Here is a 23,711-nt window from a genome sequence, read left to right as displayed (position 1 = left end):
ACTCGTCGGACGCGTGAAAGACAGTCTATGCCATATCATCACCGACTCCGCCCCACACAAAAAAAGCCAAAACCCCAAGAGGTTTTGGCTTACAAACTCATCTGCTAGGCAAGTTGTGCTGTGATTTCACGGTTGAAGTCTTCAAGATCGTCCGGATTACGGCTGGATACAAGATTGCTGCATACAACAACAGATTTATCATGCACTTTGGCACCTGCATTTTCCAAGTCTTTTCTTACTGATGTGAAACCAGTGATGTTACGGTCTTTCAGTAGATCCGTATCGATCAGAACTTGCGGTCCGTGACAAATTGCGAATGTCGGCTTGTCCTGTTCGAGGAAGTGTTTTGCGAATTTACCGAAACGGCCTTCCTCGTCGGAACGCAAGAGGTCTGGGGAGAATCCGCCAGGCACGAATACTGCATCGTAGTCTTCTGGGCTTACGTCTGAAATACTTTTATCTGCTGTGAATTTGCCACCTTGCTTGCCTTCTATTTCACCTGCTTCAGGTGCGATGACTTCTATTTCGTGGCCTTCATTCCGAAGTGCCTCTACCGGGCTTGTATATTCGATGTCTTCTACCATGTTGGTCATGATTACAGCGACTTTCTTAGTCAAAATCAATCACTCCTTCTTGAATATCGTTACATAGATAGTGTTCCACATATGACTTCATTTCAAACATCATCAACAAATTTATTATGAATAAATGCCATTGACAAACAGAACAAACGTTCCTATACTATATTATCAGGAGTGATCATATGCATTATTCATACGATAAGAATCTGGAATATAAAATTCTATACAACGTCAAGCATCAGCTCTTCCCCTACCCGAATACGAGCATGGCAGAATACGATATCCGTACGGTCGATTTCCATATGAAACTGATGGAGCAAAAAGGCCTGATTACATTGACACCTTTCGACTACGACTTCTACTACAGCAATATCGAACTGACTGACGCGGGAGAAACTCTGCTCGCACAGAAAGCTTCATAATATAGAACAAACGCATCCCCTGCCACCGGACGAACCTCCGGCTGCAGGGGATTTTTTCATTTTCTAACGTTGAACACGTCCATGACTGCATCCTTCTGCGTCTCATCAAGCAGCATGACCGGATCTTTCGAATCGAAAGTGCCAAAGTCGACCGCTTCTTCAAGCGAAGAGACCAGCCCCAGCCATTCGACCCGCATGACGTATTCCTCCTTGGCGAAATGAGGATTGATCCGCCCTATCTCCTTGAACGGATACTGGTCATAGTCGATCAGGCGACCGCCCTGGCGCATTTCAAACTCCCCGAAAGGAACTGCAGACTCCACCACACGACCGACCCCGAGCCAGCCATTGCCACTGCTGTAGAGTGCAAACTGCTCCCCGGGCTTCATTTTCATCAGATTCTCCTTGAAGCGCGTTGTCGTGACACTCACTATGCCGAGCTGCCTATACAGTTCAAAATCCCTGAATGTACGATTGAACCTACCATTGATTGCATACATATATCGATGCCTCCTTAATGGCTTCTACCCGGTGCAGCGGTGTTTCACACTGTTTCACGACGGGTACAGTTTTAAAAAAGGAAGGAGCGATTGTCTGATGGTAAAAAAGGATAAGACGGATAGAATGTTCGAAGAATCATCCGAAGATAAACTGGGGCAGCGCGATTCGAAAGACGACTCCATGGAAGATGTCCTTTCCGACATCAATAAGAAGCGGAAAGACTTCTATACGGACGAGGAGACCGATAAGAGTGTCTTCCACGATAACCGGCACGACAGCGGAAACCGCTAGACGTTTAAACAGGAAGCCGGACGGGAAAAACCAATTATAGAGAAAAATAAATTAAATGAGGTGAGCACTATGAGTAAAGATACCAGCAAGAAGGATCAGTTCATGGGCAAGGCGAAAAAGGCCGCCGGCAACATGATGAATGATGATAAGACGAAAGAAGAAGGCAAGCGCCAGGAAACAGAAGGCAAGATCAAAGATGCAGCCAATGATGTGAAAAATAAAGCCGACGATGCTTTCAACAACAGAAAGTAGTGGACCTGATTGGAAAGTGACAAGCATGAACTACTCATTTCATGTTTAACCTTTCCAAGTGAAAGGTAGCCATATGGTATAGGCAACATTAGAAAGGAGATGTCAACAATGGCAGAGAATAATAAAGGACTATTTGATAAAGCAAAAGATGCAGTGAACAATTTCAAGAGCGGTGACGGCAGCAATAATAAGAGCGTCAAAGACACTTGGGACAGCGTCAAGGAAAAAGGTGACCAGGTAGTCGACCGTTTCGGAAACAATGATGATAGCACTGAAAAAAGCACGCCGGACCGTGAAGTGACTCAGGAAGACACCACAACGCGTGCAGGTGACGACCATAACGATAAAGGTAATGACGGCAGTCACCCGAATAGATAAAGAAAAGGTGGATTCATATGAATCCACCTTTTTTCTATTTCTCGACGACTACAAATTTATCATCCGGCCTCTCCGCTCCGGATTCAATGACTTCAAGCCTATCCAGTGACTCATCTGCACTGCTTAAATACTTGCTGCTGTTCTGAAGATGGATATCAAGCATTGCTTCGTTCATTGTATACTCTTCATCCTCGTTCATCAGTTTGAATTCAATCAATGCAAGCGTCCGGTTTGATATCGCCAGATAAAGATCATCTTTCAGCTGCTCAAGCACCTTCCCATGTTCTTCGTCCATGAAATCTGGTGTCTTCAAGCTGTCCAGCTCCGCCTCGAGCTGGCCGTATGACTCGTGCAGCAACTCAAGGTTTTCTGCCGCCTTTTCCTTTTCCAGTCCATTCCATAGAAACTGGTTATACATGGGTGTAAACTGGTTCTTCCAGATGCTTGTCACATCCTGTTTGATATGTTCCACCTGCTGTGTCATATCTTCAAGCTGCACAGCCTCCTGTTCTGTATAATCCATGCTGACAGTATCCATATCGGAATCGGGGACTGCAGATGCCACACTGTCGCTATTTGCATAAGTTCTTTTCCCCGGCTGATTGATTGCAGAGCTCAGTTGTATATTCTGATGTTTCATCGTGTCTATATATGGCCTTTCGGAAGTCAGGTCCTCAAAACCGGCATATTGTTCTGTTTCAGTGCCACATGCTGCAAGCAGCGCCACAGCGAATATTAAGATTATCGGTTTCACTTTGTTGTCTCCCTATACTCAAGTTATGCACTCGTAATATAACGAACTTATTGTAACATAACTGTAATATTCAGAAAAGAAGAAAGCGTTTTATAATGCGAGGATCAGAAGAGAGCTTCCATGCAATATGCATGGAAGCTCTGTCTCACCATCTATTTATCTTTATTGAGAATCAGGTAGTCCAGCTCTTCTTTTGACATTGAATTGATTTTTCTGAACTGTGTCATGAAGAAGATTGCTCCGAGTATGATCCATGCACCAAGCGCAATGTACGATGGCACACTGAGGGATGCTGGCGATCCTGGATAGAGAAGCAGTACCAGGAATACAACCGAGATCAGCGCGCCCATGACACCGAACACGACATAGACCATGTTATAGTGTTCCTTCTGTCTGAAGAACTTGACGGCAACCAGGCTGGTGATCAGGAATGCAACGGATACGCCAGTTGATGACATGTCGACAATCCAGCTGAGTGCGGTACGGCCGAGCCATGGTGCGACAAGGCAAACTGCCATGATGAAGAGTACTGATACATAAGGTGTTTTATTCTTGCCGAGCTTCATAAATATTGAAGGAATGAAGCGGGCACGTCCCAATGCGAACAACAGTCTTGAGGATGACATATAGAATCCGTTCAGCCCTGTAAATACACCGAATGAGATTGCCATTGCAAGAATGGTCATGCCAAGTGCCCCCATTGACGATTGTACGACGGAGCCCGTTACCCATAATGCACCATCTATCGACTGCTCATCCGGGTAAACCCATGAAGTGACAAGAATCATCAGAACATAGGTGATGATGGAGGCAATGATGCCGAATACAATCAGCTTGAAAGTCTTATCCGGGCTGAAATTGAATTCTTCTGCCGCCTGTGGAATATTGTCGAAACCGACATACATCCACGGTGCAACTGCAACAATCAGAATGATGGATGTCCAGATGCCATTTTCACTGTTGAACAGCGGTTCCGCATTCGCCAGTGTGAATTCTCCTGTGAGGAATGACCACACGAACAGGATGGTGACTACAATGGCCATGAACAGGCAGAACAGGAACTGCAGATTGCCAGACAGCCCGCTGCCACGTATTGATATGAAAGCGAAGAGGATCAGAACGAGTGATGACAGAACGACTTCCATAATATAGACATCCCAGCCCGCAATTGTATAGAGATAGCCGACTTCAAGGAAGTCCGGCAGAACGAATTTGAAAAGCAGACTGAATGCACTCGCATTAAGTGCAACAACACATATGTAACCCAGCGCAAGGAACCAAGAAGCGATGAAGCTGACATATTTTCCAAAACCGACATAACTGAAAGCAAATTCCCCACCTGATACAGGAAACTGTGTTGTCAGTCCCCCGTAGGCAACTGCGATGATCAGCATCAGAATACCACCGATCGTAATACCGAGTGTCGATCCAAGCGTGCCGGAAGAAAGCAGCCAGTCACCAGGAAGAATAAAAGCCCCCCAACCGATGCTTGAGCCGTATGCGATGGCCCAGATGAACCGCTTGGACATGGTATTGTCAAGCTCCGTACGTTCTACATTAGATATTTGGTTTTCCATTAGGAATTGACGCTCCTCTTTTTTCTTTTCTAAAATATAGCCTAACAGACCAGGCTTCAAACGTAAAATACAGTTTTTAATCCATAATACTGCAGAAGGATATCATGGAATTTCCAGAAATGATGAAAACTTGCATATTGACCGGCATCATCTTCCTCGGTGCCTGCTCGGACGCACAGGATGCTGCGGTTGAAAAAAGTCGATCAGAAGCGTTCGGTGCAAAATAATGGACGCAGTACCGCCACGGCCCGAATAAGAATGCAGTCACCGATTCCGACCATGAGCCACTCGTATATACAGCATTTGAAACGGGAAATGAAGTCCGTGCGCCCCCTGTAGTTGTGGATGGCAAAGGTTTTATCGGCACCCAGGACACAAATGTCCATGTCGTCCCTCTGGGCCATTTTGAAGATGCAGCAGAATAACACAGCACGAATAATGCCCCCGTCTTCAATTAGGCGGGGGCATTATTAACGTTCTATTGGCTGAAGTTCATCAGTTCGATACCAAAAATGAACGGCATCAGAAGATACACAAACGAGACGATCAGTACGACGGCAATGATATTCAATGCAAAGCCGGCCTTCGCCATCTCCTGGATGCTGATCTTGCCGGTACCGAAGACAATTGCGTTCGGCGGTGTACCTACAGGCAGCATGAATGCACAGTTGGCAGCCATGGCAGCCGGCACCATCAATGTCAGCGGATGCACTTCAAGTGCAATCGTCAGTCCTGCAAGTACTGGCAGGATCATCGTTGCTGTCGCTGTATTGGAAGTGATTTCTGTCAGGAACAGGATGGCCAGTGCGACGATTGAAATGATGAGGATGATGTGTATGCCTTCAACAGTCGTCAGCAGATCACCGATCCACTGGTCAACACCCGTCTCAACAATGGCCGCTGCAAGTGCAAGACCGCCTCCGAACAGGAGCAGGACACCCCACGGAAGATCACGGGCGACAGACCAGTCGAGGATGCGCCCAGGTTTTCTCCGTGTCGGCAGCAGGAACAGGATCACTGAAGCGATCATCGCAATCGAGCCATCTGTCAGCATGCTTGTCAGTTCAATGTTGCTCCAGATGAATCCACGTGTCACCCACATGAATGCAGCAAATATGAAGACAAGCAGGACGAGAATTTCTTCCCTTGTAATCCTGCCGAGCTTTTCAAGTTCACTGTTGATGATCTTGCGGCCACCCGGCAGTTCCTTCATGCCGTGCTTGAAACCGAAGAAGTTCATGTATGCCCAGGCAATTGCGAGGAACAGGATGACAATCGGCACACCGAACAGCATCCATTGGGCAAAGCTCATCTCGATATTGAAGAGCTCCTGCATCTGGCCTGCCATGATGATCAAAGGCGGCGTCCCGATCAGTGTACCGAGACCACCGATGGTACCCGCGTAGCCGATACCAAGGACCAGTGACTTTTCAAACTTCATCAAGTCGTTTTCAAGATCATTTTTCGTCATGGCATGCGCTTCGTTGATGATCGCCATACCAATCGGTATCATGATCATGACGGCTGCCGTGTTGCTGACGAACATCGACAGGAACCCTGTCGCAATCATGAAACCAAGAAGAATCGTCGCTGTTGTCGTTCCGATGGCACTGATGATGGTCAGCGCAATACGCGTGTGCAGGTTCCATCTCTCCATCGCCAGTGCAATCAGGAATCCGCCAAGAAACAGGAAGATGATATCATTCCCGTATGCACTGGTTGTCGTATCACTGTCCATGACACCACCGAGCGGAAAGAGGAACAATGGCAGCAGAGATGTGGCAGGAATCGGAATGGCTTCCGTAATCCACCACGTTGCAATCCATAATGTCGAAGCAACAACAAATACGCCCGCCTGATCCAGACCATCCGCATTCAAAAACAGCAATGTCAGAACAAACAGCAATGGACCGAGAATCAGTCCGATGAATTGTCTACGGTTGTATGGTGTTGCCGGTGGTTCATCGTCCTTCCCTTTCATGGCCTGCTCTTTTGCCGCTTCTGCGCTGAAAAATTTCAGCATCGACTTCGTCCGTCTGGACTCACGCCATAAATTCCTGTAAGACTGTTTTAATTTTGAACCACTCATGACTTCCCCTCCTGGAAAACGCTTTCTGTTTACTAGATTAGAAGATACCATATTTATGGCAAGTGTGCCATATCTTTCTGTATTTTTAGAAAAAATAAAAACGACGTCATTCAGACGCCGTTCGATATGCTATAAAGGTCCCCAATTGATCATGACACCGATTCCGAGGATGATCATGGCAATGACCGACCAGATGAGGAACAGCGGGAGCAGCCATTTCGCCCATTTGATCCATGGCACACCAGCAACTGCAAGGCTTGCCATCAGAGGTCCGGACGTCGGGAAGATGCTGTTGGAGAAGCCATCCCCGAACTGGTATGCCTGTACTGCGACCTGCCGCGTCACACCAACCATGTCGGCAAGCGGTGTCTGGATCGGCATGATGATCGCCGCCTGGCCACTGCCTGACGGGACAAAGAAGTTGAAGATGGTGTTCGCAATGAACATGCCGATTGCTGCAAGCACAGGTGACAAGGTGCTTAACGGTACGGACAGCGCCTGGACGATGGTATCGAGTATGCTCGCCTGCTCCATGACGACAAGTACCGCACGGGCGACTCCGATGATCAGTGCACCATAGACCAGGTTCTTGCACCCTTCAAGAAATGTAAGTGTCAGCGTATTGTAGTTCATTCCGGCAATGATGCCTGAAACAAGGCCGATGATGATGAAGAAGGCAGCCATGTGATTGGTCGTCCATTGGAACCGGATGACCGCAAAGACGAAGAATGCAAGTGCCAGCGCCACCCAGCCCAGGATGAGCTTGTGCCTCAAGGTGAACGGTGCTTTCTCGATTTCTGTGCCATCCGCTTCATCCTGGAGGATGCCCATCAGGCTGCGGGAAGGGTCTTTCATGATGCGTCTGGCGTACATCCATGTATACCAGATTGTCACACCGACCAGCACAATGAATGTGATGATGCGGAACAGCATGCCCGAGAACAGCGGCAGCTCGGCAATCGCATGGGCGATGCCCACCGTATAAGGATTCAGGAAGCCTGCACCAAAGCCGATGAACGTTGCCCCGAATGTAATGGCCACGGCAACAATGGCATCCAGTTTCAATGCACGGGCCAGCATGACACCGATGGCGACAAACGGAATGACAGAGTTGGCAACGGCACCTGTGGCACCACCAAGTGCAAACAGCACGGAAATGACGGCGATGAGCATGAATTCCCGGCCACGCATTCTGTCCACTGCGCTCATGATGCCACCTGTGATGGCACCGGATCGTTCGACGACTTCGAACATGCCGCCGGCGAAAAGTACAAGGAAAATAAGTCCGGCTGAATCGATCATGCCGGTCTGCAGCGCAAGGAATACATCCATGAAGCCGACCGGGTTCTGTGGTGCACTTGCGAATGTACCGGAGACGACGCGCTCCACACCGTCCACCGTCTCCCTTTCATAGGCGCCCGCCGGCACGAAATATGTCGCAATTGCCGTCGCGACCAGTACGAGGAACAATATGACATATGTATCCGGCATTTCAAAACGCTTCTTACGTGTATGATCATCATTCATTATTCTCTTCCTCCAGACATTTCATATGATGCAGTACGGCAAGCACAAAGACTTTGCCGATATGGACCATCGAACGCTCGTCCACATCGAATTTCGGATGATGGTGCGGGTAGATGGCATCAATCTCCGGATTGCGCCCGCCGACGAAGAAAAAGCACCCCCGTACTTGCTGCAAATAGTATGCAAAGTCCTCAGACGTCATCATGGCCTGCTTGTCCATGACAGTCACATCGGGCATATAGTCTTCGGCAAGAGATTTCAGCTGAACCGTCTCCGCTTCACTATTGATCAGTGGGTCACAGCCGTATGTAAACTCGATTTCTGCTGTCGCTCCGTTCTGAGCGGCCGTCATTCCGCTGATCTGGCGGATCCACCTCTCCATCTCCTTCATTGTGTCCACTTCGAAACTTCTTGTTGTACCGGAAATGTATGCAGTATCCGGAATGACATTCATCGCCTCTCCGCTGTGGAACTTGCCGATTGTAAGGACATTCGCTCCGCCCGGATCCATCTTGCGGCTGACAACCTGCTGCAGATTGACGACCAGCTGGCTCATGGTCACAAGCGGATCCACCGTCGTATGCGGCATAGCCCCATGGCCACCCTTCCCCTGTATGGTAATTTCAAAGTTGTCCCCGCCTGCCATCATGCTGCCCGGCTTGAAACCAATGGTGCCATAGTCATCATCCGCCCATACATGGGCGCCATACACATGATCCACTCCTTTAAGACAACCATCTGCAATCATCAGCTGGGCTCCGCCCGGCGGCAGTTCCTCAGCAAACTGATGAATAAAAACGACTGTTCCTGCCAGTTCCTCTTTTACACCGGAAAGTACCGTTTCCACTGCCATCAGGGCAGCCGTATGTATATCATGTCCACATGCATGGCTGACACCATCAATGGTCGATCTGTAGGGGACGTCCTTTTCATCCTGTATCGGCAGGGCGTCGAAGTCTGCGCGCAGTGCCACCGTCGGACCCGGGCGGCCCCCTTTCAAAGTACCGACGACACCATTGCCACCAACGTTCATCCTGTATTCGATTCCGAGAGATTCAAGGTGCTGGCACACGTACTCCGGTGTAAACTGCTCCTTGAAAGAAAGTTCTGGGTACATATGCAGATGCCTGCGCATCTTGATCATTTCGGGCAGTAGATTCTCGAGCTGTTCAAATAGTACCTTCTGCAAAGTCATCATCCTTCAATTTTTATCATATGCACATTATTACATAAAAATACATAAATAAAAAGGGAAGATCTTACTTCCCATCACTGAATACGTGGAAATCCGAGTAATTGAAACACGAAAAAACACCTCGAATGTTATCTCTCTCTCACATTCGAGGTGCACTTCTCCTATTTCACAGCAGGAACCGCAGTGTGGATGAGACCACAGTTCCATCATGAGGGCGGAGATAATCTAAATACCTGCGCTGATATATTTCATTCATATCTTCCAATTACCTATTTTTCTCAACGAAAAACAAACCCTTAAGTGGCTCAGAACCAGCCGCCTAACCAGAAATGGTCCCGACCAAGGTGCAGCTGGCTCCATATGTGTCCAATTTCCAATACATAAAAAATCATGAGTACCGTATTGTCGCGCAACTTCCATAAGATTTCGTGTGGGACACTGCACATCTATCTATCTCGCAGCATTTATTATTAGAATGAAGCTCCCTGCACCCTTGAACCTGCCTCCTCCCGATTGGTCTGGAACTTCAATTAATAATCATAAAGGTGTAGAATACTTTCAATATTTCCCTTAATCAGATGTCTGTTCAACATGCTTCTGCAGTAGCTTGATATCATTATAGTACGATGGCAATGGATATACAACAATAATTTATAAAATATTCTGAAAGCTTGAAATTATTACATTAATATACAGAATTACATTCTAAAAATATGAAATTAATCCTCATCCCTCTACCAGAACTTGCTATCGGATATATTGAAAATAATTCTAATATGCATTTTATATGTATAATATTGAATGTACCCAGAAAGACCTCCATGTCATTTCCATATATGATAGCGCAGACACGGTGTTCGATTATCTCGTTTATTCATTCTATTCATAATGTACATCCCCTTGTCCTTGGCCGCTTCTGATACTTTCACTTACTATTGAAAAGCTGGTAATAATTATGTAAATTATTTAAGTGGAAAATTTCAACCATGAATTCATTAAAAATCCGTCTTCCATAATGAAAGACGGATTCCGGCTATAGTACAGCTTCGGCAATCAGCTGGTCCAGACGTCTGATATCGATCTTTTTGCCGAGATTGATCTTTATGCGGCCCACTCTTGTCCACAGCTCCAATTCAGCATTCACATCGAACATGCCGGCTGCATTTTCAGTCGACCACATATGTATGGAACTGTACGGCAGAGAATACATCTCCACCTTCTTGCCTGTCATCCCCTGCGAATCGCGTATGATCATCCGTTTGTCTGTAAATACTGCTGAATCCCTCAAGGTCTTATAGGCAGCAATCGGTCGTTCATTGCCAATAAGAATATCATCAATATCATTCGGAATATCCGTTTCAAACTGCAGTGTCCACACAAGCATATTCTGCGCTTCCATAAATACCCTCCATTTATTCTTATTTCTTCCAGTGTACTATAAAATTCCAGATGCTGTCCTGCCTCAGCTGCCCTGTAAATAGTATTTCACCTATAAATAAATGCCGGCAAGCCGTTCGAAAGAACGCTTCCTCTCTTCCCAGTCGTGGATGTTGCACAATACGAGCCAGTCTTCGCACTGGTACAGATTGCTGAAATGATCTAGTTCAGCCTTGACTGTCCCAGGTCCACCGATGATCATGCGCCGGCGGTTGTTTTTTATTTTCTGCACTTCGTCTTCAGTCAATGCATCGATCTTTTCCTTTGCCGCTTGTGGTGTCGGCACTTGGCTGTCGAGACCTTTTTCGACATTCAACAGCCAGACATCCTGGCTCTCGGCCAGCTGTTCTGCATGCCGGTCATTTCTACCACAGATGATGAAGACGCACGCCCGGGCAGCCGGTTCATCCATGAAACCCGGACTGAAAGCATCGCGGTATGTCTGGAAGGCGGCAGCGCCGCGGTCCGGTCTGATGAAATGACCGAATACATATCCGATGCCGAGCAGTCCTGCCAGCAGGGCGCTGTTTTCGCCGAGCCCGAGAGAGTAGAGCTCCGGCCTATCCGTTGTACGGGGCGCTGCACGTACATGTGCACTGCCGTCCAGGTACTGGATCAGATTTTTAAGTTTATCCGGGTATGCCTCCATCTGATTCGGCTTGTCATCCGCCAGCAGTCTGCGGATGAACTCACCACCGCCGGGTGACCGTCCCACTCCCGCTTCAATGCGGCCGGGGAACAGTGATTCGAGCTGGGCAATCTGGGAGGCGACTTTGAATGCACTGTACTGCGGCAGCAGGATGCCGCCGCTGCCTACTTTAATCTTCTTCGTCCGACTGGCTGCAGCAGCCATCATGATTTCCGGTGCGCTGGATACCATGCCGCGTGTGGCATGATGTTCTGCGAACCAGTACCTCCCGTAGCCCAGTGCCTCAGCCAGCTGTGCCATTTCAATCGTATGTGCTGCCGTTTCCTCAGCCGTCCTGCCTTTCGGCTTCGGCATCTGATCCAATATACCCAGTTTCATTGCCTTCGATCCTTTCCTTCTTCATAATATGCATCTCAGAACCATACTGCGTGGATGATCAGCGTCGAGATGACCATGGTCATCACTGACAATGGTACACCAACTTTGACATAATCGGTAAATTTGTATCCTCCAGGACCATAGACAATCAAGTTTGTCTGATAGCCGATCGGTGTAATGAAGCTTGCTGAGGCCGCAATCGCGATGGTGACGATGAGTCCCATGTAGTCCATGTCCATCTGTGTGGCCATTTCCATCGCAATCGGAAACATCAGGACGGCTGCACCGGTATTGGTGATCAGCTCTGTAAAAATATTCGTCATGATATAGAGGATCGCGATGATACCGATGGCACCGAGCGGCCTTGCGATGGCCAGCATATTCTCAGCGAGAAACTGGGCAAGTCCGGATTCCATCATGGCGGCGCCGACACCGAAGGCACTCGCAATGAGCAGGATGACATTGAACTGGATATAGCTGAGCATCTCATCCGCATCGATGAACTTGAACAGCATCAGCAGTACGACAGTGATCAGCATGGCTTCGAACATCGACAGTATGCCGATGGTGACGGAAGCAATCATGACAAGCAGCAGCGCGAGGCCACCCCACCCTTTTGCGCTGCTCTGATGCAGAGCTTCCGGCGGCGCCAAGGATGTGACGACATAGAAGTCGTTCTCATGCATATGCTGCTCGAGGAATCTTTTGCCGGCAAGCAGCAGTATCGTATCCCCGGGTTTGAAGATGATGTCGCCGACACGGCTCTTGATTCTTTCATTGTTCCGATGGACTGCAATGACACCTGCATTGTACCGTGTGCGGAAACGCGTGGATTTTACGGACTTTCCCAACAGACCCGACTGGTGGGAAATGACCGCTTCAATCAGCTCGAATTCGTCATCCATCATACTGTCCAATGTCTGGTCGGTTCCGGTGATCAGCGTGATGCCCTTCTGTTTCTGGACCGAAGCAATGGTATTCAGAGTGCCTGAAAATAAAAGATGATCCCCCTCCTCGATTACAGTAGACGGTGTTACCGGGAATATGCGTGTATCCCCTCTTAGAATTTCGATGATGTATATGCCCTTCAGCGATGCATCGACCGCTTCGACCACATGCCGGCCCGTATGCTCGTATTCCTTTTCAATCACAGCTTCAGCCAGGAATTCCTTCACTTCCTCACGGATCTGCTCTTTTGCACCGAGTGTATCCGGCAGCAGTCTATAGCCAAGTGTGAAAATATAGATCATGCCTGCGATCGCGATCGGCACACCGACGATGGTCAACTGGAAGAAATCGAATCCTTCCCGCCCCGACTGGATCAGAAGGCCATGCACCACCAGATTCGTCGACGTGCCAATCAGCGTCATCGTGCCCCCAAGTATGGTGACGTAGGACAACGGAATGAGAAATTTGGACGGTGCAATGCCATTTTTCTGACACCATTTTTTGATGATCGGTGTGAGTGTGACAACAATCGGTGTATTGTTCAGAAAACCGGAGAAAAGCGCCACCGGTGCAAGCAGCTTGATCATCGAGCGTTTCGGTCCTCTGTGCCTTTTCAGCAGGCGGTCGATATAGTTTTCAATGATGCCATGCTTCTGTATGGCACCAGCAACGATGAACAGCAGCAGCACAGTCAGCATGCCTTCATTCGAGAAGCCGCTCAATGCCTGTTCGGTGGAAATGATGCCTGTCAGCAGAAAGACGACCAGAAAGAAGAAGACAATCAGATCCGCACGTACGATTTCAAAAAGCAGACCAAGAAGCATCAGTACAATCATCAGAGCGACAAAAATCATCTCAACCGTCATCGTCAGCCCTCCTCTATAATTTTCCGAGTATTTAGAATATATCATAGCATAAACGCTGGATTTCGGATAAGTACAAGATTTGAGTGGTGAAATTTATTTTCGCTAAATTCTTAATTTTTAATGTTGTAAAAATCCACATAAAATGATTAGGCAACCTTAAAACCGGTTATATATTTATATCATCATTATGAATAGATACTATAAAACACCTGCTCATACGAATGGAGGAAAGAACAATGGAAAAGTATTCAAGTGAGCAGATTGACAAGCTGCTTGAACAGAAAAGAGAAGATGGCAAATTGAAGAGCCGGAAAAATTGTACTCATAAAGATATTGTGAAATCCTTCCTTAATGGTAAGGCACACAGTTATGTATGCATGGAGTGCGGCTATACTAATAAAAGCCGTGCAGCCTTCTTCTCCTATCCTGAATCCGATAGACAGATGGGATGACGAGATGATTCCGGCATAAGCCGAAATGATGGAGCTTATGCCGTGGATTACATATAATATAGTTATCATCCTAAAAGGAGCATTCGTATGAGTATCTATGATATAAATGTCAGAAAAGCGAACGGCGAAGCCTACTCTCTAGACAAGTACAAAGGCAAGCCGATGCTGATTGCCAATACTGCCAGCCAGTGCGGTCTGCGCGGGCAGTACGATGAACTGGAATCACTTCATAAAGAATACAAGGATCAGGATCTCGTCGTACTCGGATTCCCTTCCAACCAGTTCAACAACCAGGAGCCCGGGTCCGACTCGGATGCCGAGGAAGCCTGCCGCATCAACCACGGTGTCACATTCGACATCCATGAAATCATCGACGTCAATGGGGATGGTGCCCACCCTCTTTTCAAGCATCTCAGAAGCGAGTCAAAAGGCATGATGGGAGACAGAATAAAATGGAATTTCACCAAGTTCCTCGTCGATAGGAATGGTAACGTCGTTACACGTACAGCACCGACAACCTCCCCTCTGAAAATGAAAAAAGATATCGAAAAACTACTGTAGTCATGCAGGTGAGCACACAATCTTCCAAGATTTGTGCCCACCTTTTTTATGGCGCGATGAAGAAAGGAACATAGCATGTCTCAAGGTGAACGCAAGCTCCAGTCACAGTTCGGTACAGAACGGCGTGCCGCAGCATTCTATAGAAATCAGATGCTCGATCATGTGAATACGGATATGGCAGACTTCATTTCCGAGCAGGAAATGGTTTTCGTCGCCACATCAGACAGCGGCGGCAACTGCGACAATACATTTCGTGCAGGCGATCCGGGGTTCGTCAGAGTACTTGATGCATATACACTTCTCTACCCCGAATACCGTGGCAATGGCGTCATGGCAAGCCTTGGCAATATTAGAGAAAATCCCCATATCGGGCTGATGTTCATTGATTTCTATACCCATCATATCGGCCTCCACGTCAATGGCACCGCAGAAATTGTAGAAAATGAAGCCTTGTCCTCACTCGGGATTGATGACGACACCCTCCTGAGGATGCATCAGGAAGAGAATGGCCGCGCCGAACGCTGGGTGGTCATCCGGGTGGATGAAGCCTACATCCACTGCTCCAAGCATATCCCCCATCTCGTAAAGAAATCCGAAACCGTCGACTGGGGCACAGACGACGAAAAGAAAAAAGGCGGCGACTTCTTCAATGTCAAGCGGAGGAAATGAGGATGGGATATCGATGCTTTAACTGTCACTCGTGGAACCAGACGAACGGCAATTAGGTATCCAACTGTCACTCGTGGAACTGACGAACGGCAATTAGGCGTCCAACTGTCACTCGTGAACCCGACGAACGACAATTAGGTCTCCAACTGTCACTCGTGAACCCGACGAACGACAATTAGGTCTCCAACTGTCACTCGTGAACCCGACGAACGGCAATTAGGTATCCAACTGTCACTCGTGAGCCAGACGAACGGCAATTAGGTATCCAACTGTCACTCGTGAACCCGACGAACGGCAATTAGGTATCCAACTGTCACTCGTGGAACCGACGAACGGCAATTAGGTATCCAACTGTCACTCGTGAACCCGACGAACGGCAATTAGGTATCCAACTGTCACTCGTGGAACCGACGAACGGCAATTAGGCGTCCAATTGTCACTCGTGAGCCAGGCCAACGGCAATTAGGCGGCCAACTGTCACTCGTGAGCCAGGCCAACGGCGTCCCGAGCCTTGCCCCGATCAATAAAATGAACGGCCACACAAAAAGCGTATTCATCGACCTGATGAATGCGCTTTCCTTCATATTATATACTTCATGTACCGCAGAATGTCATATGCACTCTTTCTTCATCCTCCGGCGGCTCCTTGAACATTTTGTCGTGGCCATCATCATACGGATTGCTCAGTACTTCGATCAGTTTGGACGCCTTGCTGAAGTCGCCTTTCTCGACTGCCGAATCCAGTGCTTCTTCCACAAGATGATTCCGTGGGATGACAGCAGGATTAACACTGCGCATCCGTTCGTATGCCACTTCAACTGAGATGCTCTGAGACTCCAGACGTTTCTGCCATCTCTCGTACCAGTCTTTGAATGCTTCAACTGCGTAAAGGGGCATATCCTCCAATGCGTCGAGCGACAGCATTCTGAATGTCTTCGTAAAGTCGGCCTTATACTGATGCATCAGATCAAGCAGTTCGTCCGCCAGACTGTCATCAGCTTCTTCTGCGTCCACCAGTCCGATCTTTTCTCTCATGCCTGACTGCCAGTACATATTATACTGCTTGCCAAAGTCCCCGAGAGAAGCCTGTGCAATTTCCACCGCTTCCTCCTTGTCATCGTGGATCAGCGGCAGCAGTGTCTCGGCAAGGCGCGCAAGATTCCACTGTGCGATGCCCGGCTGATTGCGATATCTGTACCGTTTATTCACATCAATCGAGCTGAACGCGGTTTCCGGGTCATACGCGTCCATGAAAGCACATGGTCCATAGTCGATCGTCTCTCCGCTGATCGTCATATTGTCGGTGTTCATCACCCCATGAATGAATCCGACGAGCTGCCATCTGCTGATGAGTGCGGCCTGGCGATCGATGACCGCATTGAAAAATTGCAGGTATTTATTTTCCCCTTCGATTTCCGGATAGTGGCGCTCAATGGCATAGTCGGCCAAAGTTCTGATATGCGACTTGTCTTCCAGACGTGCTGCATATTCAAAAGTCCCGACTCTCAGATGGCTCGCTGCCACCCGGGTGAGCACTGCACCCGGCAGCATGCGTTCACGGCTGACCGCTTCACCGGTCGTCACCAGTGCCAGTGCACGGGTCGATGGAATATCGAGCGCATGCATCGCCTCGCTGATGATGTATTCACGCAGCATCGGACCAAGCGGTGAGCGGCCATCCCCCATACGGGAAAATACTGTCCGCCCTGCCCCTTTCAGCTGGATGTCCACGCGTCTGCCATCCGGTGCCACCTGCTCTCCGAGCAGGATTGCACGTCCATCACCAAGCATGGTGAAGTTGCCGAACTGGTGGCCGGCATAGGCTTGTGCAATCGGCAGTCCGCCATCGGGAATTCTATTGCCTGAAAACACCTCACTCGATTCCAGCTGCAGATTTCTCGGGTCCAGCCCAAGCGATTTTGCCAGATTCCAGTTGAACAGCACAATTTCCGGAAACTCTGCAGTCTCCGGCTTTGTCTCTTTATAGAACACATCCGGAAGATCGGCATAACTGTGTTCCAATTGCCATCCGCTTTCTTTCATATGATCCCTTCCCTTTGAAATACATGTTTTGTACCTCTATTTTACCAAAATCAAGATGCAATTCCCAATCCGATGAAGACCAACTGGTATATATTAACACCTTACATGGATTTGACACCCTCATAGTTATTGATTATTCTGAATACTATCTTATTTCAGAAATGAGGATGATGTTTTGCAAGCACAACTTTTTGAACGTCTTGAAGCACTCTATTCAGATATGGTCCAGTTCCGCAGAGATCTACATATGTACCCTGAACTATCCCACCACGAAGTCGATACACCGAAGAAAGTTGCCGACTTTCTCACAGACCTTGGACTCGACGTCAGAACCGAGGTCGGTTCGAGAGGTGTTGTCGGTACCCTGAAAGGCGGCAAGCCCGGAAAAACGGTGGCATTGCGTGCCGACTTCGATGCCCTGCCGATACACGACGAGAAGGACGTGCCGTATAGATCACGGATCGATGGTGTCATGCATGCCTGCGGCCACGATATCCATACATCCGGTCTGCTGCACGTCGCTAGAGTACTGAGCGAAAATAAAGAAGAGCTTCCCGGCACCGTTGTATTCATCCACCAGTTTGCCGAAGAGGTCATTCCAGGTGGTGCCAAATTCATGATCGAGGATGGCTGCATGGATGGTGTCGATGCAGTATTCGGCGCTCATGTCAGTTCGAATGAGCCGCTCGGCACTGTCGGCTACCGGGAAGGTCCGGTCATGGCCAATGGAGATACGTTCGAAATCACCATCCAGGGGCGTGGCGGGCATGCCGCCTCACCACACCTGACCATCGATCCGCTCGCCATCGGCGGCCAGCTGATGGGGTCGCTGCAGCAGATTGTCAGCCGGCAGACCGATCCGCTGAAGTCTGCAGTCGTCACTGTCGCCTCCTTCAATAGTGGAGACAGCTTCAACGTCATTCCCGATTCCGCAACATTGAAAGGCACCGTGCGTACGTTCGAGCCGGAAGTCCGGGATCATGTCCAGGCAAGGATTGAATCCATCGCCAAGTCGACGTGCGAAGGCTTCGGTGCCACAGCCATCGTGGACTACGTCAGAGGCTATCCGGCCGTTGTCAATGACCCTGCTGAAACCGCCCGCTACCGCCGGGTGGCCGAGACACTCTTCGGTGCAGACAATGTAAATGAAATGACACCGATGATGGGCATGGAAGACTTCGCCTACTACTTGAAGGAAGCCCCAGGTTCATTTGCATGGGTAGGCGGTGCCATGCCGGACGAAAGCGATATCTACCCGCACCACCACCCGAAGTTCGACGTCCAGGAAGCAGCCATGCTCGATATCGGTAAACTTTTCATTGCCACAGTGCTCGACTATATGAATGATAGTGCTTCCTGACCGGCAAGCACATTATAGGAGGATTCAATCATGGGAGATATTCTACAGATTGCAAACAGTACCGTATTCTGGATTTTCGCATTCATCGTCGTCGCCATCGTCGCTTTCCAGGCCATCATATTCCTATGGATCGCAAGCCGTTCTGCTGGACAGGCGGATATGAACCCGAGCGAAGTCAGAACAGCCATCCGTTCAGGGTTCATCAGCTCGATCGGTCCGTCATTCGGCATCGCAATCATACTCATATCCCTGATTGCCCTGATCGGTTCTCCGATCACCCTCATGCGAATCGGCATCATCGGATCGGCTGCCACGGAATCCAGCGCAGCATCCATCGGTGCCTCCGCCTTCGGTGCGGAACTCGGTGCAGACAACTTCCCGATTGAAGCATTGGCCGCTGTCATGTGGACCATGTTTCTCGGCGGTACAGGCTGGCTGATCGTTACGATGCTGTTCACCAAATCATTGGGCAGGACACAACAGAAGATCCAGAAGCATAACCCTAAGATCATGGCCGGTGTCTCTCTCGCTGCCATGCTCGGCGCCTTCGCCTATCTCGCAAGCCAGCAGATGATCACCAGTATGAATCATGCCGTCGCCGGTGTCATTTCAGTCGCCGCCATGATCCTCATGATGAAATACGCCGATCACAGAAATATCAGCTGGCTGAAGGAATGGGCCCTAGGTTTCGCACTGCTCATCGGCATGACGACCGGCTATCTGACGACATTCATTCTATAAAATAAATGAAAAGGGGTTTTTCTTATGAGTAATGCAGCAGAACAGACGCAAGTTGTGCTTAATAACCCGATGCCCGAAACGCCCGGAATTGCCGGATCATCGTCAATGGAACTCTTTTATAGACGTTCCCACTTCTGGGGCAGGCTGACGCTCTTCGTCATTATCCTCATGTCACTCGTACCCCCACTGTATATTTCTTTCGTCATGGACGCCCACCCAGGCTGGGGTGTCATTGGAACAGGGCTTGTCGGTTACGCATCATTCATCGGCATCATGTGGATACTCGAACCGATCACCTACTACCCGACACTCGGCGTTGCCGGAACGTATCTTGCATTTCTGACAGGCAACATCGCAAATATGTGCCTGCCCTGCTCCTCAGCAGCACAGAAGGCAGTCGGTGCAGAACCCGGTTCAGAAAAGGCGGAAGTGGCCGGCGTCTTCGGCATTGCTGTCGCTTCACTGACCAATATCATCATCCTCGTCATCATGATTCTCGGCGGCACCTATATCATTTCCGTACTGCCGCCATTCGTTGAGAGCATGTTCAGCTTCATCCTGCCTTCCATTTTCGGCGCAGTACTCGGCCAGTTCGCCTACCGTACACCGAAGTATGGCATCATCGCACTGATCATCGGCATGGCTGTACTGTTTGCACCGATCTTCAGCCTGATCAAAATACCAATCTGCGTTGCGCTGACCATCGCAGTTGTGCTGTTCATGGAGAAGCAGAAGGGCAATCTGAATGGATAGAGCAATCAATGCATCACGGCTATCTGAACGCCTGCATGCTCTGAGTAGGATAGGAAAAATAGAAGAGACCGGCGTCAACCGCCTCGCTCTGTCCGCGACTTATAAGGAAGGCATGGATCTCGTCCGAAGCTGGATGGATGATGCCGGGCTCGCTACACGCTATGACAACTTCGGCAACCTCATCGGCCGCATCGAAGGAAAGAAAAAGGACGCGCCTGCGGTCATGCTCGGTTCGCATATCGATTCCCAGCCCTATGGCGGCCGCTTCGACGGCACCATCGGTGTACTGGGTGGACTCGAAGCTGTACAGACGATGATCGAGAATGGCATCGAACCCGATGTCCCCATCGAAGTCATGTCATTCTGTGATGAAGAAGGCCACCGTTTCGGAGTCGGCCTATTCGGTTCACGCGGCATTACCGGACAGCTTGATCCCGGTGAACTGGAGCGTACGGATAAAGACGGCATCACAAGGCGGGAAGCACTGATTGAATTCGGCGCCGATCCCGACCAGTTGGAAGCATCGGTGTACGACCCTTCAGCCATCTCTGCCTATTTGGAAATGCATATCGAGCAGGGACCGAATCTCGAAGCCCTGGACCAGCCGGTCGGCATCGTCAGTGGCATCGCCGGCCCACGGTGGATGACAGTCGAACTCACCGGCATATCCGGCCATGCCGGTACCGTCCCCATGGAAAAACGGCAGGACCCGCTCGTCGGTGCATCATATATCATTGCCGCTTTCAATGGCCTCGTCCAGTCGGAAGCCGGTGCACCATCCGTCGGTACGGTCGGCAGCCTCGATGTCTTTCCTGGCGGCCGATCCATCATCCCTGAGCGTGTCACATTCACCATTGATTTGAGAGATAGCGATCTCAACCGCCGCGATACTTACGAAGCCGCTTTGGAAAATATCATCGACAAGACGGCGTTCGAATACAGTCTCGAATACACAATCTACGATGATGGCGGCACCACCCCGAAGGATGCGAGTGAAAATATCATCAGCATCATGAAGGATGAAAGTAGATCACTTGGACTCGAGCCGCCCGTGCTGATGAGCGGCGCCTTCCATGACGCCAGCAACATGGCTGATATTTGTGATATGGGCATGATCTTCGTCCGCTGCAAAGACGGCATCAGCCATAATCCAGCCGAGTACGCATCGGATGAAGATATCGCGGCAGGCACCGAGCTCCTCTACCGGACCATGCTGAAACTGGTAGGAAAATAAAATATATATGATTGGATTCATCGCTCCAACTTGCGTTCGTTATTAATACGAGGGTGAGTTGGAGCTTTTATTGTCGTTCGTCCAGGCCACGAGTGTCAGTTGGACCTCTAATTGTCGTTCGTCGGGTCCACGAGTGTCAGTTGGACGCCTAATTGTCATTCGTCGGGTCCACGAGTGTCAGTTGGACGCCTAATTGTCATTCGTCCAGGCCACGAGTGACAGTAACCCCTCCAATTTGCACTCACCCAATCACTCAGTGCACGTTAAACGCGCATAACTCTGGCCACACCCCGCCCAAAATCAGTCCTGGGCAGTATTTTAAGCCGTACACACTCAATACCAAACGGATTATTTCTCATTTCATCAATTACAATACATAATGGAAGCAACACCATACTTACTACAGGAAAGGACGGCTTCCATGGAACAATATCGCATCCAGAAAGACAAAGGCCTCGAGTTTGGTCTGTATACGCTCGGCGACCATCTCGCAGACCCGAATACCGGGCAACGGATATCCGCCCAGCAGCGCCTGAATGAAATCATCGAATTGGCAAAGCTGGCGGAATCAGCTGGCATCGACTTCTTCAGTGTCGGGGAAAGCCACCAGGAATATTTCACCACCCAGGCGCACTCGGTAGTACTTGCGGCCATCGCCCAGGCAACTGAGAAAATAAAAATATCCAGCTCCTCGACGATCATCAGTACGCTCGACCCTGTGCGTGTCTATGAAGATTTTGCCACAATCGACCTGATATCGAATGGACGCGCGGAAATCATCGCCGGCCGGGCGTCGAGAGTCGGGCTGTTCGATCTGCTCGGCTACAGCCTCAATGATTATGAGGCACTCTATGAAGAGAAATTCGATCTACTGCTTAAAATAAATGAAAATGAAATCATCAACTGGGAAGGGGAATTCCGGCCACCGCTTAAAAATGCCAAAGTCCTCCCCCGCCCGCTCAACGGTAGCCTGCCGATCTGGCGTGCTGTCGGTGGTCATTCAGCGAGTGCGATCAAGGCTGGTGCTGCGGGCGTACCGATGCAGATTGCGATGCTGGCCGGTCCGACCCAGAATTTCAAGGAGACGATCGACATGTACCGCGAAGCGGCGAGAAGCTACGGGCACGATCCCGCCGAGCTGCCCGTGGCCACGGCTGGATTCTTTCATATCGCTGAAACGACCCAGCAGGCGCAGCGTGAAGTCTATCCGCATATCAATGAAGGCATGAAGCTGACAAACGGGGCCGGCTTCCCGAAGCGCGGCTTCGCGATGGGCGCCGACAGGCGCAATGTGCTGAATGTCGGCAGTCCACAGGAAGTCATCGAAAAGATCCTCTACCAGCATGAGCAGTTTGATCACCAACGCTATATTGCACAGATGGACTTCGGCGGTGTGCCATTCGACCAGCTGATGCGTAATATAGAATGGATCGGCAACGAAGTGCTCCCCGCCATCAGAAAATATACAAAGAAGGAGACAGATAAATGAAAATTGTAGGACTCTCAGGCTCCAATATCGGATCAAAGACACGCACGACCATGAAATATGTATCGGAAAAACTGACCAGTCAGTACTCACATGTCGACTGGAAATTCATCGACCTTGCAGATCACACGCTCGAATTCAGCGATGGTCGAAACTATCTGGACTACGAAGGGGACACTGGCTATATTGCCAAAACAATCATGGAGGCGGATGCCATCATCATCGGCACACCCATCTTCCAGGCATCCATTCCGGCGACATTGAAGAATGTCTTCGACCTCCTGCCGATCAATGCGCTCTCGGGTAAGATTGTCAGCTTTTTCGTCACCGCCGGCACATCAAAGCACTTCCTTATTCCTGAAACCCAGCTCAAGCCCATCCTCAGCTATATGAAGGCACAGACTGTAAGCACCTACGTCTTTATTGAAGAAAAAGATTTTCTGAATAAAGAGATTGTCAATGAAGATGTGCTGTTCCGGCTTGATGCACTGGTCGAGGACACAGTCATGCTGACGGACACGTACCAGCGGATCCGTAGCGAAAAAGAGTCGATGTATGATTTCTAGC

General features: G+C 49.4%; 25 protein-coding genes. 14 read left to right on the top strand and 11 right to left on the bottom strand.

What is annotated here, in order from left to right; all coding sequences use genetic code 11:
* Positions 1-104 precede the first annotated feature (104 nt).
* Positions 105-617 carry a type 1 glutamine amidotransferase domain-containing protein gene (locus J4760_RS00630; RefSeq protein WP_145284920.1) on the bottom strand — a complete coding sequence of 171 codons (513 nt, stop codon included), beginning with the start codon at positions 615-617 and terminating at the stop codon, positions 105-107.
* Positions 618-763: 146 nt separating this feature from the next.
* On the opposite strand from J4760_RS00630, the gene J4760_RS00625 reads away from it, so the two are divergent.
* Positions 764-1,003: a hypothetical protein gene (locus J4760_RS00625; protein ID WP_237604462.1), complete on the top strand. Its 240-nt coding sequence runs from the start codon at positions 764-766 to the stop codon at positions 1,001-1,003.
* Positions 1,004-1,059: 56 nt separating this feature from the next.
* Here J4760_RS00625 and J4760_RS00620 read toward each other — a convergent pair whose 3' ends face one another.
* A complete protein-coding gene (locus J4760_RS00620) occupies positions 1,060-1,503 on the bottom strand; it encodes a hypothetical protein (protein ID WP_237604461.1) in 444 nt (147 codons plus the stop codon).
* A 97-nt stretch (positions 1,504-1,600) separates the two neighbouring features.
* Between J4760_RS00620 and J4760_RS00615 the strand changes: the two genes are divergently transcribed.
* From J4760_RS00615 to J4760_RS00605, 3 genes are all read left to right on the top strand, one after another.
* On the top strand, positions 1,601-1,795 hold the full coding sequence (locus J4760_RS00615; RefSeq protein ID WP_237604460.1) for a hypothetical protein: 195 nt from the start codon (positions 1,601-1,603) through the stop codon (positions 1,793-1,795).
* 69 nt (positions 1,796-1,864) lie between these two features.
* On the top strand, positions 1,865-2,047 hold the full coding sequence (locus tag J4760_RS00610; RefSeq protein ID WP_145284910.1) for a CsbD family protein: 183 nt from the start codon (positions 1,865-1,867) through the stop codon (positions 2,045-2,047).
* 108 nt (positions 2,048-2,155) lie between these two features.
* A complete protein-coding gene (locus J4760_RS00605) occupies positions 2,156-2,425 on the top strand; it encodes a hypothetical protein (protein WP_145284907.1) in 270 nt (89 codons plus the stop codon).
* 34 nt (positions 2,426-2,459) lie between these two features.
* On the opposite strand, the gene J4760_RS00600 is transcribed toward J4760_RS00605, so the two are convergent.
* Positions 2,460-3,179, bottom strand: a complete 720-nt coding sequence (locus J4760_RS00600; protein WP_237604459.1) for a hypothetical protein — start codon at positions 3,177-3,179, stop codon at positions 2,460-2,462.
* 152 nt (positions 3,180-3,331) lie between these two features.
* A complete protein-coding gene (locus J4760_RS00595; RefSeq protein ID WP_237604458.1) occupies positions 3,332-4,756 on the bottom strand; it encodes an APC family permease in 1,425 nt (474 codons plus the stop codon).
* Positions 4,757-4,860: 104 nt separating this feature from the next.
* Here J4760_RS00595 and J4760_RS13235 point away from each other — a divergent pair, with 104 nt between their 5' ends.
* Positions 4,861-4,983: a hypothetical protein gene (locus J4760_RS13235; protein ID WP_255695205.1), complete on the top strand. Its 123-nt coding sequence runs from the start codon at positions 4,861-4,863 to the stop codon at positions 4,981-4,983.
* A 251-nt stretch (positions 4,984-5,234) separates the two neighbouring features.
* Here J4760_RS13235 and J4760_RS00590 read toward each other — a convergent pair whose 3' ends face one another.
* From J4760_RS00590 to J4760_RS00565, 6 genes are all read right to left on the bottom strand, one after another.
* A complete protein-coding gene (locus J4760_RS00590) occupies positions 5,235-6,845 on the bottom strand; it encodes an SLC13 family permease (protein ID WP_145284898.1) in 1,611 nt (536 codons plus the stop codon).
* 129 nt (positions 6,846-6,974) lie between these two features.
* Positions 6,975-8,372, bottom strand: coding sequence for a YfcC family protein (locus tag J4760_RS00585; RefSeq protein WP_237604457.1), 1,398 nt, complete (start codon positions 8,370-8,372; stop codon positions 6,975-6,977).
* Entirely contained in the window at positions 8,365-9,567 is a 1,203-nt protein-coding gene (locus J4760_RS00580; RefSeq protein WP_370637512.1) for a M20 metallopeptidase family protein, read from the bottom strand. Before J4760_RS00580 ends, J4760_RS00585 begins: the two co-directional genes overlap by 8 nt.
* 1,033 nt (positions 9,568-10,600) lie before the next feature.
* Positions 10,601-10,966 (bottom strand): PH domain-containing protein, encoded by a 366-nt coding sequence (locus J4760_RS00575; RefSeq protein ID WP_145284890.1) that lies wholly within the window; start codon positions 10,964-10,966, stop codon positions 10,601-10,603.
* A 90-nt stretch (positions 10,967-11,056) separates the two neighbouring features.
* On the bottom strand, positions 11,057-12,031 hold the full coding sequence (locus J4760_RS00570) for an LLM class flavin-dependent oxidoreductase (RefSeq protein ID WP_237604455.1): 975 nt from the start codon (positions 12,029-12,031) through the stop codon (positions 11,057-11,059).
* A gap of 35 nt (positions 12,032-12,066) precedes the next feature.
* A complete protein-coding gene (locus tag J4760_RS00565) occupies positions 12,067-13,845 on the bottom strand; it encodes an SLC13 family permease (protein ID WP_237604454.1) in 1,779 nt (592 codons plus the stop codon).
* A 236-nt stretch (positions 13,846-14,081) separates the two neighbouring features.
* Between J4760_RS00565 and J4760_RS00560 the strand changes: the two genes are divergently transcribed.
* The 3 genes from J4760_RS00560 (at position 14,082) to J4760_RS00550 (ending at position 15,527) form a co-directional block, all read left to right on the top strand.
* Complete coding sequence (locus J4760_RS00560) at positions 14,082-14,297, top strand: hypothetical protein (RefSeq protein ID WP_237604453.1); 216 nt, start codon at positions 14,082-14,084, stop codon at positions 14,295-14,297.
* A gap of 87 nt (positions 14,298-14,384) precedes the next feature.
* Entirely contained in the window at positions 14,385-14,858 is a 474-nt protein-coding gene (locus tag J4760_RS00555; RefSeq protein WP_237604452.1) for a glutathione peroxidase, read from the top strand.
* Positions 14,859-14,933: 75 nt separating this feature from the next.
* Entirely contained in the window at positions 14,934-15,527 is a 594-nt protein-coding gene (locus J4760_RS00550; protein ID WP_237604451.1) for a pyridoxamine 5'-phosphate oxidase family protein, read from the top strand.
* Positions 15,528-16,121: 594 nt separating this feature from the next.
* Here J4760_RS00550 and J4760_RS00545 read toward each other — a convergent pair.
* Positions 16,122-17,570, bottom strand: coding sequence for a protein adenylyltransferase SelO (locus J4760_RS00545; RefSeq protein WP_237604450.1), 1,449 nt, complete (start codon positions 17,568-17,570; stop codon positions 16,122-16,124).
* Positions 17,571-17,745: 175 nt separating this feature from the next.
* Here J4760_RS00545 and J4760_RS00540 point away from each other — a divergent pair, with 175 nt between their 5' ends.
* The 6 genes from J4760_RS00540 to J4760_RS00515 all read left to right on the top strand — a co-directional run bounded on the left by J4760_RS00540 (position 17,746) and on the right by J4760_RS00515 (position 23,710).
* Complete coding sequence (locus tag J4760_RS00540; protein WP_304620939.1) at positions 17,746-18,930, top strand: M20 metallopeptidase family protein; 1,185 nt, start codon at positions 17,746-17,748, stop codon at positions 18,928-18,930.
* A gap of 30 nt (positions 18,931-18,960) precedes the next feature.
* Positions 18,961-19,671, top strand: a complete 711-nt coding sequence (locus J4760_RS00535) for a DUF5058 family protein (RefSeq protein WP_237604449.1) — start codon at positions 18,961-18,963, stop codon at positions 19,669-19,671.
* Between the two features lie 24 nt (positions 19,672-19,695).
* Positions 19,696-20,424, top strand: coding sequence for a small-conductance mechanosensitive channel (locus J4760_RS00530; protein ID WP_237604448.1), 729 nt, complete (start codon positions 19,696-19,698; stop codon positions 20,422-20,424).
* Positions 20,417-21,658, top strand: a complete 1,242-nt coding sequence (locus J4760_RS00525) for a M20 family metallo-hydrolase (RefSeq protein WP_237604447.1) — start codon at positions 20,417-20,419, stop codon at positions 21,656-21,658. The genes J4760_RS00530 and J4760_RS00525 overlap by 8 nt, the downstream gene beginning before the upstream one ends.
* Before the next feature lie 421 nt (positions 21,659-22,079).
* Positions 22,080-23,147 (top strand): LLM class flavin-dependent oxidoreductase, encoded by a 1,068-nt coding sequence (locus J4760_RS00520; RefSeq protein WP_237604446.1) that lies wholly within the window; start codon positions 22,080-22,082, stop codon positions 23,145-23,147.
* On the top strand, positions 23,144-23,710 hold the full coding sequence (locus J4760_RS00515) for an NADPH-dependent FMN reductase (protein WP_145284859.1): 567 nt from the start codon (positions 23,144-23,146) through the stop codon (positions 23,708-23,710). Before J4760_RS00520 ends, J4760_RS00515 begins: the two co-directional genes overlap by 4 nt.
* Position 23,711 lies beyond the last annotated feature (1 nt).

It is taken from the genome of Salinicoccus sp. ID82-1 (assembly GCF_021991715.1).
Taxonomy (GTDB): domain Bacteria; phylum Bacillota; class Bacilli; order Staphylococcales; family Salinicoccaceae; genus Salinicoccus; species Salinicoccus cyprini.
The sequence above is the reverse complement of the archived record's forward strand: the minus strand, read 5'-3'. Positions and strand labels throughout refer to the sequence as shown.